This is a genomic window from Parafilimonas terrae, from assembly GCF_900115755.1.
Lineage (GTDB): Bacteria > Bacteroidota > Bacteroidia > Chitinophagales > Chitinophagaceae > Parafilimonas > Parafilimonas terrae.
Map to the genome: position 1 here is coordinate 353,275 of NZ_FOXQ01000001.1, position 13,531 is coordinate 366,805.

Here is a 13,531-nt window from a genome sequence, read left to right on the forward strand (position 1 = left end):
TGCATTAGTCATGAATGTGTATGAGGCAGGTCATTTAACGGCTTGTCTCATACACATCTTTATTTACAATGTTAGGAAGCTGTTTACCCTGCAAACCTGCAATTACATTCTGCGCAGCCATTGCAGCCATTGCATTGCGTGTTTCTGTTGTGGCAGAACCAATATGTGGCAGCACACAAACGTTTGGCATAAAAAGCAAAGGATTATCTTTTGCCATCGGCTCGGGGTTCGTTACATCCAGGCCTGCGCCCCAGATAATTTTTTGCTGCAATGCCTGTATTAAATCCTGTTCATTATGTTCCTGTCCACGGGCTGTATTGATGAAGATGGATGTTGGCTTCATCCTGTTGAAAGCCTCTTTATTAAATATATCTTTTGTTGCTGAAGATAAATTGGCATGAACAGATAATACATCGCTTTGCTGCAGCAATTCATCGAACGAAACATACTTCGCTTCCAATTCCTGTTCTGCTTTATCATTATGGTTGCGGTTGTGATAAATAACCTGCATGTTATATGTTGCCTTACATTTCTTTGCCAGTTCAAAACCTATTTTGCCAAGCCCAAAAATGCCAAGCGTTTTATTATATAATTCAATACCGAGGTTTTCATTAGGATCATAAAAATCCCACTTGCCATCAATGATGGTTTGATGCATATAAATGGCTTTCCGCGATACTGCCAGCATCAGCAAAAAAGCCACATCAGACGTTGCATCGCTTAATACATCAGGCGTATTGCTTACGGGAATTCCTGCCCTGGTAGCAGCCTTCATGTCAACATTATTATAGCCTACAGACATTAATGCCACTAACTTCAAATGCCCGCAGGCATTAAAAAAAGTTTCGTCCAGCTTATTTCCGCCAACGCTAATCAGAGCGTCCTGCGTTTGACAAGCTTCAATAAGTTCTTCCTGTGTAAGATTTCTTCTTTCTGTGTATTCCGTGATAGTATAACCGGTATCTTTTAAAAGCTGCAAACCAGCTTCAGGATATTTCCTTGTTATAAGTATATTCATGTTAGAAAATTAAATTCAAAATTGATTATTATATATCAATGTCATTTACTTAAGGCTTTATTTTAAATATTCAATAATCAATGCTCAATATTCATTTTACCGACGTTTACAATTGAACCATTGATTATTATTTCACGCCATCACTTACCTTAACGCCTGCCTTATATACAGCATTAATCTTTCGTGTATTCTTTATATCGTCAAGCGGATTGGCATTAAGAATAACCAGGTCAGCTATCTTTCCTTTTTCAATAGTGCCAAAGCGATCATCAATCTGTAATAATGCTGCTGCATTCTTTGTTGCAGTGATTATAGCCTGCATAGGCGTTAAGCCAGCCTGCACCATTAATGCCAACTCATTATGTTCTGAAAAACCCTGTGCCCGCACAGGCGTTGCACCGCTATCTGTACCAAGCGCAACAAGAATGCCCGCATCGTATATTTTCTTCAGGTTTTTTAAAGCTGTTTCAAACCCTTTCATATTTCTTTGAAACGAAGGCGAATTTTTAAGCCCTTCCTGGTATTCGGATGATGTTATCATTTCGTAAACGCCCGGTTCAAGTGAAGCTTTAAAAAATTCATCATTTATCCATGCAGGCTTTTGAGCATAAATAAAAGCAAATTCATCTAATGATAAAGTTGGGATATAAGCCACATGCTTTGCTTTCATTTCGTTCAGCAAGGCATCATCAATCACGCTGTCGCGAATGCTGTGCGCAATAATATCCAGCCCGTCTGCAACAAGCTTTCTTGCATCAGAAAGATAATATAAATGCGCTGCCACACGCAGGTTACGCTTATGCGCTTCATCAATAATAGCTTTATAAACAGCAGGGTCCATCTTTGGAGTAGAGCCGCCAAAATCATCCACCCACATTTTTAAAACCGTAGGCTTTACGGCTGCAACGCTATCTAATTCGGCAGGCACCTGTTGCGGCGAAGCAGGCCTGAATAACTGATCCATTACAGATGTAATTGGCCCGCCGGCCTGTGGCACATTAAATCCATAACCGGCTGAATATAACCGGGTGCCTGGCAACAATCCATTCACAGAAGAATCACGCAGGCCACTTTCAAACAGCATTGGCCTGTCGGTGCCCATCACCAAAATATTTTCTATACCGTAATCCTGGTATTTCTTTAATTGGGCAAGTATATTATCCCTTGTATAATTTTCCGGTTTTGCACTGGTACCTTTTAATGTGCCAATATGAACATGGGCGCTGATAAGTGCAGGCATAATGATTTTGCCTTCCAGGTGAATAACGGCAGCATTTGCGGTATCAATATGTTCATCAACATCTGTAATGCTGTCGCCTTCTATACGTACAGATGCATGCTGCAAAGGCGCACCGCCATTTCCGTCAATAATAGTTGCATCATATAAGACGGTTGCCGTTAGATTTTTTGTTGATGTGGTGTTGCCACAACCTGCAATTACAACTGCTGCAATAAAAAACTGAATAATACTGAATAACTTACTCATAGAATATTATTTTAGCGTCAAGGCCAGGCCTCTGTTGCAGGCCGGCTTGTTTTGTATAAGAGCGTTTAAAATTAACTAAAACCAACGGCTAACCTTCACTCTTTGCACACGGATTTACATTTACAGTATAATTATTAATGCAATGCCCGGCCCATGTTGAATTTATTATTATCATTGACAAACAAAACAACCTTTAAATGAGTGAAGAAATTTTTGAGCAAAGAATAAATCTTGAAGAACTGAATAAAGCAATTTTCAAACTTCAATCCGAAATAAAAAAAGTTATCGTGGGGCAGAATGATATGGTGCGTTTAATTATGGTGGCATTGCTTGCCAATGGCCATGTATTAATTGAAGGCGTGCCCGGCGTTGCCAAAACATTAACGGCAAAGCTTGTTGCCAAATGTTTAAAAACAGGTTTTAGCCGTATACAATTTACGCCCGACCTTATGCCAAGTGATGTGCTTGGCACCAATATTTTCAATCCCGGCACAGGCCAGTTTGAATTTAAACGCGGGCCCGTTTTCAGCAATATTATTTTGATTGATGAAATAAACCGTGCACCTGCAAAAACGCAGGCAGCCTTGTTTGAAGTAATGCAGGAACAACAGGTAACTATGGATGGCATTACGCATGTAATGAATAACCCTTTCCTGGTTATTGCAACACAAAATCCTGTTGAACAGGAAGGCACATACCGCCTGCCTGAAGCGCAGTTAGACAGGTTTTTATTCAAGATAATTGTGCCTTATCCCAACGAAGCTGAAGAAATAAATATCCTTCAACGCTTTCATCAATTTACAGAAGATAACGTGCTGAACATTGTGGAACCGGTTATAAGCGATGAGCAGGTTATCCGGTTAAGGCAGTTAATAAAACATATTGTTGTTGAAGAAAACCTCATTCATTTCATTGCAAAAATTTCTGTAGCCACGAGAAACGATAAAGCTGTTTATCTCGGCGCTTCACCACGTGCAACGATTGCTATTTTAAATGCTGCAAAAGCTTATGCAGCTTTATCGGGAAGGGATTTTGTTATTCCTGATGACATTATTTATACTGCCAAACCAGTATTGCGCCATCGCATAATTCTTACGCCTGAAAAAGAAATGGAAGGAACCAATGAAGATGAAGTGATAGAAAAAATTATTCATTCCATTGAAGTGCCAAGATAATGCTGAAACGTATATTTTACCGGCTGCGTTTTTATTTCACAAAGCTGTTTTATACAGCCGGGTCTGTTATAATTGCGCTCTTTATTCTTGCATTTTTTTTCGAGCCGCTGCAACAGGTTGCAGCCATTGCTTTGCTGTGTTTATGTTTAACAGTAGTGCTTGATTTTATTATTGTATTTGCAGGCAACAAACCTGTAACGGCGCAACGTTTTTGCCCGGAACGTTTCAGCAATGGTGATGATAATAAAGTAACGGTTAAACTGGCTAATCAACGCGCCTATAAAGTGCATGTTGAAATTATTGATGAACTACCCGTGCAGTTTCAGCAAAGAAACTGGAAAAGAAATTTTACGTTGAAAGAGCGTGAAAACATTTTGTTTGATTATTACTTAAAACCAACGGAACGCGGCGAATATTTTTTCGGTATTATTAATATTTTTTTACGCGGGCCGCTGAATATGGTTATCCGTCATACAACAGGTGGTGAAGAACAAAAGGTTGCTGTTTATCCTTCATTCATGCAAATGAAAAAATACCAGTTGATGGCTGTTACAAGCCAATTGCAGCAAGGCGGTTCGAGGCGTTTACGCAAAATAGGCAGCAGCCTTGAGTTTGAACAGATAAAAGAATATGTGCAGGGCGATGATTACCGCCGCATAAACTGGAAAGCTACTGCCCGTAAAAGCGGCCTGATGGTAAATAATTATATGGATGAGCGTAGCCAGCAGGTTGTTTGTTTGATTGATAAAGGCCGCAGTATGAAAATGCCTTTTGAAGGCATGACGCTGCTTGATTATGCTATTAATGCAACGCTTGTATTAAGCAATATCGTTTTAATGAAACAGGACAAAAGCGGCTTGCTAACCTTTGATAAAAAAATAGGCCAGTTTATCCAGCCCGATAAAAAGCCTTCGCAGATAAGCCTTATCCTGCAAACATTATACAGGCAGGAAACAGATTTTTCAGACAGCGATTTTGAAGCTTTATATGTACACACCCGCTATCATTTAAAACAGCGGAGCCTGCTGATTCTTTTCACCAACTTTGAAAGTCTTTACAGCATGGAAAGGCAGTTACTGTATTTAAAACAGCTTTCAACGCATCACCCGTTATTGGTTATATTTTTTGAAAACACCGAACTAACCACGTTGCAGCAAACCAAAGCCAAAACAGTTAAAGATATTTATTATCAAACCATCGCTAACAAATTTGCTTTTGAAAAAAGGCATATAGTAAAAGAGCTGCAAAAGCATGGCATCATGAGCTTGCTTACAGCTCCGCAAAAACTTACAGCAAATACAATCAATAAATATTTAGAGCTGAAGGAAAGGCAGGTAGTGTGAGCGTTTACAAGTGCAGAAACACTCCTTCATGATAAAGCAAGCCCCATTCAATTGCTTCATTTATTACATGACTTTTATTCTATGCAGCCATTCCTTTACTTCCGTTTCTGCTTCTTTTGCCTTTTCATCTTTCATAACAAATAAAATCCCATCTCTTTCTATTCCACCTTTTATTTCAAAACCCTCTAACACTTTACTATTGGGGCATAATTTTTTAACTGTTTGAAAACCGCTTCCAACTCCATATCCCGCATTGGTATTGAAAGGGATAACTTTCTTACCGCTTAAATTATATTGTTGCAAAAAGCTTTTCACAGGTGGTGGCATCTGCATATCCCATGTTGGAAAGCCAATGAATACAACATCATAATTTTCTATGCTGTCAATCTTTGTTTTTAAGGGTGGCAAATAACCGCTTGTATTTTCATCAACAACCTGCTGCACTGTCGCTTTATAATTTCCAGGATATGGCTTTTCTAATTCAAGCGCTACTAATGTGCCTCCAACATTTCTTTGAATGATTTCTGCTATCGCTTTTGTGTTATTGGTTCGTGATAAATACACAATCAATATTTTGTTTGCTGGCATAGATTGTGCATTTGAGCAACCTGCGTTACTACTTAATATAATTATCAATAAAAAAAGAGATACATTTTTCATTTAAGATGATTGCACACTTATTATTACTAAAAACAGCCCGATGATTTTTGCTTTCATGTTTTGTTTATTTATAAATGATGTGATAAAAAGAAAATGGCTTTTTTAAACTCATCTTTTCCTGACAGGATTAGGTGAATGCCATTTTTAAAACAATTAATATTAATCAGCGGTTAACCATTTTCTGCGCCTGTGCAGAATAGCGATCGCCCTGCACTTCAATCTTTCCTACTGCTTCATTAATTTCCTTAAGGTCATTATCGTTAAGTTGTATATCAGCTGCTGCTATATTTTCTTCCAAACGATGCACTTTGGTTGTGCCGGGAATAGGAACAATCCAGGGCTTTTGCGCAAGCAGCCACGCCAATGCTATTTGTGCAGCTGTTGCTTTTCTTTCTTTGGCAAGCTTGTTCAATACATCAACCAATGATGCATTTGCTTTTCGGTTCTCTTCTGAAAAACGGGGAACTGTATTGCGGAAATCTGTTTTATCAAACTGCGTGTTTTCATTGATAGCGCCAGTTAAAAACCCTTTGCCTAAAGGACTGAAAGGAACAAAGCCAATACCTAATTCTTCCAACGTTGGTATGATTTCATTTTCCGGTTCTTTCCACCAAAGCGAGTATTCACTTTGCAATGCAGCAAGAGGTTGTACAGCATGAGCTTTGCGAATAGACTGAACGCCTGCTTCGCTCATACCAAAATGTTTTACCTTACCTTCTTTAATTAAATCTTTTACAGTACCTGCCACATCTTCCATTGGAACATCCGGGTCAACACGATGCTGATAAAATAAATCAATCACATCTGTCTGTAAATATTTTAATGAGTTTTCTGCCACCGTTCTTATACGCTGCGGCGTACTGTCAACACCTTCTTTGGGATTACCATTTTTAAACCCAAATTTGGTAGCAATTACAACCTTGTTTCTGTAAGGCTTCAATGCTTTACCTAACAATTTTTCATTACCGCCTTGTGTATATGCTTCGGCAGTATCAAAAAATGTAACACCTAATTCAATTGCCCTTTGAATAAGTTTAATAGCATCAGCTTCATTAGTTGCAGGACCGTAACCAAAAGTTAAGCCCATACAACCAAGCCCAAGTGCAGAAACTTCAAGCCCGCTTTTTCCTAATATTCTTGTTTTCATAATAAACATTGTTTTATCCTGCAAAGGTCGCAGTGTTTTTTTGCCATGATTGTATATAGATTCCGGTTTTATCTACCAATATTGCTGATTAGCATAACCCGTTTAACTAAAGCAGCAGTTTTGAATTAAGGTAAATATATTGTTATAGATGAAATCAAAAGGTTGAAACAGTCAATGATTACAATGCATTAATAACAACAAAACATTGTATCCGTTAATAAGCGTTGTTAACCTTTCAAAAGCGAACTGTGAAATATGTATTTTTAGTTTTTATGCGGTGTTCCTGAAAGGCATTAATGCAGAGATTTAGTTTACGGAAAACTTATGATTACCAGGAAGGAATGTTGGCTTTTTCCTGCACCGTGCAAATGGCAGGCATGAATAGCAATGGAGAAACTTACCAGCCAAAAGGTTATGCACTAATAAGATTATTTAAGCATAGGGTTGGAATAACACCAAATGAGAGCCGGTTATTGAACAATTTTAATTGAACATTGATTATTGTGCATTGAATATTGAGCATTAAATAACTACCACTCAATATTCAATGCACAATCCAAATCAATTACTATGTTGCCCAGGCTTTATCGCCTTTTTTATATGGTATACAGCCTTCATATTTACCGGGAACGGCAATATAACGCAGCGCTTGTGTTGCGCCTGGTTTTGAAGTGAAATAACCAGTAAGCGTCAACTGCTTTATCATGGTGAAATAATGAGGATCATCCTGCGGATCGCGCTTATACGAGCCGAAGTTTTTATCCAGCGTAATCTGGTGCCGCTGCTCATCGGTTAATTTAGCAGCACGTGCACCAATCTCTTTTGATTTTTCTTTCGCTTCCTTGTCCAGCTCTATCAAAAATTCTGTTCTTTGTTCCGGCGTAAGATCCATAAAAGACTTGCTGTACTTCTTCTTTGCAGCATCCTGTAATTTGGTTATGCCATCGGTAAAAATCTTCTGGTCGTCTTCTGTATAACAATCAGTGACCATTGTTTTCATGAACTCGCCTATTTGCGCAGCTTTGGCGCCGGGCGAAGAGGTCGTTGGCAAAATGGTGTCGCCTACTTCATCAAGCAAAGCAACATCGCTCACTGAAAACAACCCTTCTTTTGCCGGCGTGGTTTTACAACCGGAAAGAAAGGCTTCAGCGCCGATAACTGCGCCGCCCATAATAAGCGCCACACGTTGTAAGGCTTCTCTTCTATCCATAATATTTAATTTGATTTGAAAATTTATGAATTTGAAAATTTGAAAATAAAGTTTACTTATACATGTGCATTTTCAATAGCACATCTTCAAATTTTCAAATTAAATATTTTGTTTTTTCAATTGTTCCACTGCATAATTCGCTGCCCTTGCTGTTAATGCCATAAATGTAAGCGACGGGTTTTGCGTGCTGGTGCTCGTCATGCAGGCGCCATCTGTTACAAACACGTTTTTACAATTATGAAATTGATTATAGGCATTCAGCATAGACGTTTTTGGATCTTTACCCATTCTCACGCCGCCCATTTCATGAATGTCCAAACCCGGCGCCTGTTTACTGTCGCGCTGCCGAATATTTTTACAGCCCGCCTTATCCAGCATTTCAGATGCCTGTGTTAAAAAATCGTTCATCGATTTTACATCGTTATCATCATAATCCACATTAAAAACCAGTTGCGGAATGCCCCATTCATCTTTTTTATCTTTACTTAAATAAACTTCATTTGTCTGTTTAGGAATGGTTTCGCCCTGCATCATCATCGATACATACCAATTGCCGGCTTCGGTTAATGCGTCTTTATAAGCGCCGCCAATTTCTTCGTTCAGGCCATCACCAAAACCCCTGCCCCGGCCTGCGCCATAAAAACACATATAACCACGCAGAAAATCTGTTTCCTGCTTATACACATTCCTGAAGTTAGGCATCATGGGTTGTGTTGGCCTTCTGCCGTAATAATATTTATCCACCGGGCCGTCATAGCTCGCCGAAACGGTGCCGCGGTAATTATGAAAGGCAATATATTTTCCCAGCAGGCCATTATCATTTCCAAAACCATTTGGAAAACGGCTGGAAACAGAATTCAGTAAGATGAGATTTGTATTGAAACAAGCCGCATTTACAAAAATTATTTTTGCAAAATATTCAGTTGCCTGTTTTCCTGCCCGGCCGTCAGGCGGGGTATTGGTATTGATAACACGCACGCCAACAGCTTTATTCAACTTATCATCATAAATAATAGAATGCACTGTTGATTCAGGCTGAATAGTAAGATTACCTGTTTTTAATGCCCACGGAATGGTGGAAGCATTGGAGCTGAAATAACCGCCAAACGGGCAACCACGTTCGCATAAACTTCTTGCCTGGCATTGTGTCCGGCCCTGGTCAATATGAATTTGATCAGGTTTGGTGAGATGAGCGCAACGGCCCTGCACCACATTCCTGTCTTTATAAGCTGCATTTATTTTTTGCGCTATATCTTTTTCCACGCAATTCATTTCCCATGCAGGAAGAAACTCGCTGTCCGGCAGGGTTTCAAGGCCATCATAATTACCGCTTATGCCTGCAAACTTTTCTACATGCGAATACCAGGGCGCAAGATCGTTGTAACGAATTGGCCAGTCAACCGCATAGCCATCACGCGCCGGGCCTTCAAAGTCAAATTTGCTCCAGCGTTGTGTTTGCCTTGCCCAAAGCAAAGATTTGCCGCCCACCTGGTAGCCGCGAATCCAGTCGAATGGCTTTTCCTGTATGTATGGATGTTCTTTGTCTTTTACAAAAAAATGCTCCGTAGCCTCGCTAAAAGCATAGCATCTGGAAACCACAGGGTTTTCCTGTATAACCTGCAAAGGCATTTTGCCACGGTGTGGAAATTCCCACGGCGCTAAGGTTGCTGTTGGATAATCCTTCTTATGCACCACATTTTTACCGCGTTCAAGCAGCAGGGTCTTTAAACCATTATCACATAATTCTTTTGCAGCCCAACCACCACTAATGCCGCTGCCAATTACAATTGCATCATACGTGTTTTGCTGAACACCACCGGTATTGATATTTATACTGCTGTCTTGTGGCATTTTAATTTGGAACTTTGTGAATGATTAGATGCTACATTCTCATATTAGTACATCTTCAAATTTTCAAATTATATGTTTTGCTTTTTTAACTCTTCCACTGCATAATTTGCTGCCCTTGCTGTTAAAGTCATATATAAAATGCTCGGGCTTTGATTACCGGTACTCGTCATACAAGCGCCATCGGTAACAAAAACATTTTTACACGCATGAATAGCGTTCCACTTATCTAAAACCGAAGTTTTAGGATCGCTGCCCATTCTGCAGCCACCCATTTCATGAATATCCAGGCCCGGCGCTTGCTTACTGTCCCAATGCTCTATGTTTTTCACACCGGCTTTTGAAAACATTTCTTCGGTTTGAACAAAGAAATCATTCAATAATTTTTCATCATTATCATCATAGTCAACAGAAGTAATCAATAACGGAATACCCCATTGATCTTTTTTATCGGCACTTAAACGCACATGATTTTTTTCTTTGGGAATAGTTTCACCCTGCAGGTAAGCATACACCGTCCATCCGCCCGGCTCCGTCATACTTTCTTTATATTCAGCGCCAATCTGTTGCGGGCAATTTTCACCATTATTTCTGTCGCGGTGAGCACCACAATACGTTGTATAGCCACCCAAAAAATCTGTATCTATTGTATGCAGGTTACGATAGTTGGCAATAATTGCATCTGTTGGATTACGGCCGTAATAATAGGTGTCTGTAAACCCATCAATTTCTCCATTCATCCAGCCGCGATAATTATGATGGCAGATATATTTTCCCAGCAACCCGCTATCATTACCCAAACCATTTGGAAAACGGTCAGATGTTGAATTAAGCAGGATAAGATTGCTGTTTAAAGCTGAGCCGTTCACAAAAATTATCCTGGCAAAATATTCGGTGGCTTGTTTTGTATTGGTATCGATGATCCTTACGCCGCTGGCCCTTTGTTTTTGTTCATCATAAATAATTGAATGAACCACAGAAAATGGCCTTACGGTTAAATTACCCGTTTTTTCAGCCCAGGGTAAAGTGGATGAATTAGAACTGAAATAGCCGCCAAACGGGCATCCGCGCATGCATAAATTTCTTGCCTGGCATTTGCCGCGCCCCTGGTCAATATGCACCTGGTTTGGATGCGTTAAATGCGCCCATCGTGCATGTACGAGGTGGCGGTTGCCATAGTTTTTTAAGATGCTTTCTTTTAAATGTTTCTCTACACAATTCAATTCAAATGGCGGGAGGAATTCGCCATCGGGCATGGCCTCCAGGCCGTCTTTACTGCCGCAAACACCAATAAATTTTTCAACGTGTGAATACCAGGGAGCAACGTCTGCATAGCGAATGGGCCAATCCCAACCATAGCCAAAACGTTGCGGGCCGGTAAATTCAAAATCACTCCAGCGCTGGGTACATCTGCCCCAGGTTAAGCTTTTCCCGCCAACCTGGTAACCGCGAATCCAGTCGAAAGGCTTTTCCTGTATGTAAGGATGATCATCATCGTTCACAAAAAAATGCTGATCATCTTCACCATAACCTGCAGCCCTTGATATTAATGGGTTCCGCAATTGTGTTTCCCTTGTAATTGAACCACGGTGCTTCAATTCCCAGGGTGCAAGATTAGCTGTTGGATAATCTTTTACATGCTTTACATCGCGGCCGCGTTCCAGCACCAGCGTTTTTAATCCTTGTTCACATAATTCTTTTGCAGCCCAGCCTCCACTAATACCACTGCCGATAACAATGGCATCGTATGTGTTTTGCTGAACACCTCCGGAATTAATATTTACTTTATTGCTGTCTTGTGGCATTTCAATCTGAAAATTGAACAATTGAAAATTTGAAAATGAACAATTGTGATATGCGGAGAACGCATTTGCAAATCAGCGCATCTTCAAATTTTCAAATTGAATCAGAGATTTTGTTTCTTCAATTCGCTAACAGCATGATCGGCTGCGCGGGCTGTAAATGCCATATAAGTAAGTGATGGATTGCAACAGTTTGAGCTTACCATAAAAGCGCCATCGGTAACAAATACATTAGGTGCATCCCAAACCTGGTTCCATTTATTAAGTACTGAAGTTTTAGGATCGGCGCCCATGCGTGCCGTGCCCATTTCGTGAATACCGCGGCCCGGTGTGCCATCGCCATCCCATCCGGAAACATTTTTAACGCCGGCAACGGTGAGCATTTCTATGGCATCATCCTTCATGTCTTTACGCATTTTCAGTTCGTTATCTTTCAGTTCCACATCAAATGATAAAACATTCAGCCCCCATTTATCTTTTTTATTTTTATCGAGCGTGATCTTGTTACTGTGGTCAGGCAGCATCTCACCAAAGCCGCCAATACCCATTGTCCAGTTACCCGGTTCAGTCAGGGCATCTTTATAAGCGGCCCCGATATTCAGTTCAGCTATCTCACGGCTCCAGCCCTGTCGGCTGCCACCACCCTGGTAACCAAAGCCACGCAGGTAATCGCGTTTATCACCAAAATAATTCCTGTAACGCGGAATGTAAACACCATTCGGCCTGCGGCCAAAATAGTATTTATCTTCATAGCCTTCCACCAACCCGGAAGCACCAACGCCAAGATGATGGTCCATTACATTGTGGCCTAATTCGCCGCTGCTGCTGCCAAGGCCATCAGGCCAGATATCAGTGGCAGAATTCATCAATATCCATGCACTGTTTAAAGCAGATGCATTAAGAAAAACGATCTTCGCTTTATACTCATACGTTTTATTATCCTGGGCATCCAATATCTCAACGCCGGTAGCACGCTTTGTATCTTTATCGTATAAAATTTTTGTAACAATGGCCCATGGCCGAACCGTGAGGTTGTTGGTCTTCATGGCAGCTGGCAATGTAGAAGATTGTGTGCTGAAGTAGCCGCCAAACGGGCAGCCGAGCCAGCATTTATTCCTGTACTGACAATTGGTTCTTTCCTGTATGGGCTTTGTGATATTGGCGGTGCGGCCCATTATCATGGCCCTTGTGCCCTTGTAATGATCTTTAATACGCGCTGCCACATCTTTTTCAACGCAGGTCATATCCATGGGCGGCATAAACTTTCCATCGGGCAATTGAGGCAAGCCATCGGCGTTGCCGCTAATACCGGCAAACTGTTCTACATAATCATACCAGGGCGCTATTTCTTTATAACGAACGGGCCAGTCGATGGCAATGCCTTCTTTGGCATTTGCTTCAAAATCCCAGTCGCTCCAGCGATAACTCTGCCGGCCCCACATCAATGAGCGGCCACCCACATGATAACCGCGGAACCAGTCGAAGCGTTTGACTTCTGTATAAGGGCTGTCGATATCACTTGCCCACCAGTCAAGGTTCATTTCATTAAGAGGGTAATCTCTGCGCAAAACAGGATAATCTTTTATCATCTGTTGCGTTCTGCCGCCGCGATGGGGAAACTCCCAGGGGTCTTTGTTTGTGCTTTTGTAATCAGTAACGTGTTTAATATCCATGCCACGTTCCAGCATGATGACTTTTAAACCTTTTTCAGAAAGTTCTTTGGCAGCCCAGCCACCGCTGATGCCGGAGCCGATTACAATTGCGTCATAAACATTGTCAGCCATTCTCGTTGTTTTATAATTTTAAGAAATTCGTTCAATGTTCATAGGTTCGCAAGCTTAT

Annotated in this window: 10 protein-coding genes; 2 read left to right on the plus strand and 8 right to left on the minus strand. The window is 40.8% G+C overall.

From position 1 onward, the window contains the following. Positions 1–34: 34 nt before the first annotated feature. Positions 35–1,018, minus strand: a complete 984-nt coding sequence (locus BM015_RS01520) for a 2-hydroxyacid dehydrogenase (protein WP_090653800.1) — start codon at positions 1,016–1,018, stop codon at positions 35–37. Positions 1,019–1,145: 127 nt separating this feature from the next. Beyond that, a complete protein-coding gene (locus BM015_RS01525) occupies positions 1,146–2,504 on the minus strand; it encodes an amidohydrolase family protein (protein ID WP_090653802.1) in 1,359 nt (452 codons plus the stop codon). A gap of 197 nt (positions 2,505–2,701) precedes the next feature. Here BM015_RS01525 and BM015_RS01530 point away from each other — a divergent pair, with 197 nt between their 5' ends. Further along, on the plus strand, positions 2,702–3,679 hold the full coding sequence (locus BM015_RS01530; protein ID WP_090653804.1) for an AAA family ATPase: 978 nt from the start codon (positions 2,702–2,704) through the stop codon (positions 3,677–3,679). Beyond that, positions 3,679–5,022, plus strand: coding sequence for a DUF58 domain-containing protein (locus tag BM015_RS01535; protein WP_090653806.1), 1,344 nt, complete (start codon positions 3,679–3,681; stop codon positions 5,020–5,022). The genes BM015_RS01530 and BM015_RS01535 overlap by 1 nt, the downstream gene beginning before the upstream one ends. Before the next feature lie 63 nt (positions 5,023–5,085). On the opposite strand, the gene BM015_RS01540 is transcribed toward BM015_RS01535, so the two are convergent. The 6 genes from BM015_RS01540 to BM015_RS01570 form a co-directional block, all read right to left on the minus strand. Then, a complete protein-coding gene (locus BM015_RS01540) occupies positions 5,086–5,682 on the minus strand; it encodes a flavodoxin family protein (RefSeq protein WP_090653808.1) in 597 nt (198 codons plus the stop codon). 163 nt (positions 5,683–5,845) lie between these two features. Continuing rightward, positions 5,846–6,829, minus strand: coding sequence for an aldo/keto reductase (locus tag BM015_RS01545; protein ID WP_090655136.1), 984 nt, complete (start codon positions 6,827–6,829; stop codon positions 5,846–5,848). 568 nt (positions 6,830–7,397) lie between these two features. Further along, on the minus strand, positions 7,398–8,039 hold the full coding sequence (locus BM015_RS01555) for a gluconate 2-dehydrogenase subunit 3 family protein (protein ID WP_090653812.1): 642 nt from the start codon (positions 8,037–8,039) through the stop codon (positions 7,398–7,400). Between the two features lie 99 nt (positions 8,040–8,138). Then, complete coding sequence (locus BM015_RS01560) at positions 8,139–9,890, minus strand: GMC oxidoreductase (protein WP_090653815.1); 1,752 nt, start codon at positions 9,888–9,890, stop codon at positions 8,139–8,141. Positions 9,891–9,958: 68 nt separating this feature from the next. Next, the gene (locus tag BM015_RS01565; RefSeq protein ID WP_090655140.1) at positions 9,959–11,692 is read right to left on the minus strand and encodes a GMC oxidoreductase; all 1,734 of its coding nucleotides are present in this window, start codon (positions 11,690–11,692) and stop codon (positions 9,959–9,961) included. Positions 11,693–11,793: 101 nt separating this feature from the next. Continuing rightward, positions 11,794–13,473 (minus strand): GMC family oxidoreductase N-terminal domain-containing protein, encoded by a 1,680-nt coding sequence (locus BM015_RS01570; RefSeq protein WP_090653817.1) that lies wholly within the window; start codon positions 13,471–13,473, stop codon positions 11,794–11,796. Between the last annotated feature and the right edge of the window lie 58 nt (positions 13,474–13,531).

Excerpts from the sequence above, each read along its gene's own strand:
- BM015_RS01540 (WP_090653808.1), bottom strand. The coding sequence starts at position 5,682 with ATGAAAAATGTATCTCTTTTTTTATTGATAATTATATTAAGTAGTAAC.
- BM015_RS01535 (WP_090653806.1), top strand. The coding sequence starts at position 3,679 with ATGCTGAAACGTATATTTTACCGGCTGCGTTTTTATTTCACAAAGCTG.
- BM015_RS01530 (WP_090653804.1), top strand. The coding sequence starts at position 2,702 with ATGAGTGAAGAAATTTTTGAGCAAAGAATAAATCTTGAAGAACTGAAT.
- BM015_RS01565 (WP_090655140.1), bottom strand. The coding sequence starts at position 11,692 with ATGCCACAAGACAGCAATAAAGTAAATATTAATTCCGGAGGTGTTCAG.
- BM015_RS01545 (WP_090655136.1), bottom strand. The coding sequence starts at position 6,829 with ATGAAAACAAGAATATTAGGAAAAAGCGGGCTTGAAGTTTCTGCACTT.
- BM015_RS01525 (WP_090653802.1), bottom strand. The coding sequence starts at position 2,504 with ATGAGTAAGTTATTCAGTATTATTCAGTTTTTTATTGCAGCAGTTGTA.
- BM015_RS01570 (WP_090653817.1), bottom strand. The coding sequence starts at position 13,473 with ATGGCTGACAATGTTTATGACGCAATTGTAATCGGCTCCGGCATCAGC.
- BM015_RS01555 (WP_090653812.1), bottom strand. The coding sequence starts at position 8,039 with ATGGATAGAAGAGAAGCCTTACAACGTGTGGCGCTTATTATGGGCGGC.
- BM015_RS01560 (WP_090653815.1), bottom strand. The coding sequence starts at position 9,890 with ATGCCACAAGACAGCAGTATAAATATCAATACCGGTGGTGTTCAGCAA.
- BM015_RS01520 (WP_090653800.1), bottom strand. The coding sequence starts at position 1,018 with ATGAATATACTTATAACAAGGAAATATCCTGAAGCTGGTTTGCAGCTT.